Annotated in this window: 1 protein-coding gene and 1 pseudogene; both read right to left on the bottom strand. The window is 62.6% G+C overall.

Annotated features, from left to right (window positions below; genetic code table 11):
* Window positions 1–335 (bottom strand): annotated as a pseudogene (locus tag HHL25_RS23405) (proline/glycine betaine ABC transporter permease); the annotation flags it as partial.
* A 124-nt stretch (window positions 336–459) separates the two neighbouring features.
* Window positions 460–1,131: glycine betaine ABC transporter substrate-binding protein (locus HHL25_RS23400; RefSeq protein ID WP_169595652.1), on the bottom strand; the 672-nt coding region annotated here is incomplete at its 5' end.

The following is a 1,131-nucleotide window of genomic DNA, read 5'->3' as shown; positions in this document are numbered from 1 at the left end:
AGGGTGCAGACGAAGATCATCGAGATCGTCCGCATGGTGTCGTCCCACATGTCGAAGTAGCCGATCAGGAGCAGGGTCACGAGACAGCCGAGAACGATCTTCAGGCTGCGGCTGGCGAACCAGGCGATCACCAGGATGATCAGGGTGATGATCGGCCAGGGCGTCTTCGTCATGAAGCGGTCGGCGGCGATGAGGAAGTGCTGCAGCGGGGTAAAAAGCGTCTCGATCTGTTCGCCATAGGCGCGGGTGAAGCCCCGGAAGCCGTCATCGATCGCCTTCTTCAGATTGCGCAGCGCCTCGTCGTCCATGTGCGGGAATTTGTAAAACCAGTCCATTCGGTTCCCCTTCGGTCAAAGAAACCCGCCGCCGTTGTTGTCGTCGTTATTGTTGTTGTCTTTGTACGGTTTCGTCGGCGGGTGCGAAGCGGTGCGCGTTGCCGCGCACCGCAGGCCTCAAGGCTCAGAGAGCAGCCTCGATCTTGGCGGCGGCCTCCGGGGTGACCCACTTGGTCCAGATGTCCTTGTTCTCTTCCAGGAAGTGCTTGGCGCCGTCTTCGCCGCTCGCCTGGTTGTCGGTCATCCAGGCCATCAGCCCACCCAGCGTCTGGTTGCTCCAGGAGCGCTTGTTGAGATAGTCCATGACCTCCGGGCCGGCCTTTTCGGAGAAGGGCTTGGCGACCAGGGTGACGATGGTGTCGACCGGCCAGGCATTCGGCTTGGGATCGGCGCAGTCGGCAACCGTGTTGCAGCGCTTCCATTCGGCCGGGTCGTTCTCGACGCCGTAGTCGAGGCGGACCATCTCGTACTTGCCGAGAAGGGCGGTCGGTGCCCAGTAGTAGCCGACCCAGCCTTCCTTGCGCTCATAGGCCTTGGCGATCGAGCCGTCGAGGCCGGCGGCCGAGCCGGTGTCGACCAGCGTGAAGCCGGCCTTCTCGGCCTCGAAGGCCTTGTAGAACTGCGAGGTCACCACCGTGCCGCCCCAGCCCTGCGGGCCGTTGAAGATGGCGCCCTTGGAGGGATCTTCCGGATCGGGGAAGAGTTCCGGATGCTTCAGCATATCCGGGATTGTCTTGATGTCGGGATGGGCGTCGGCAATGTACTTCGGAATCCACCAGCCCTGCACGCCGCCGTC

Origin of the sequence: Rhizobium terricola, assembly GCF_012927355.1 — a bacterium.
Taxonomy (GTDB): Bacteria; Pseudomonadota; Alphaproteobacteria; order Rhizobiales; family Rhizobiaceae; genus Allorhizobium; species Allorhizobium terricola.
This window is presented reverse-complemented; position numbering and strand designations above follow the sequence as displayed.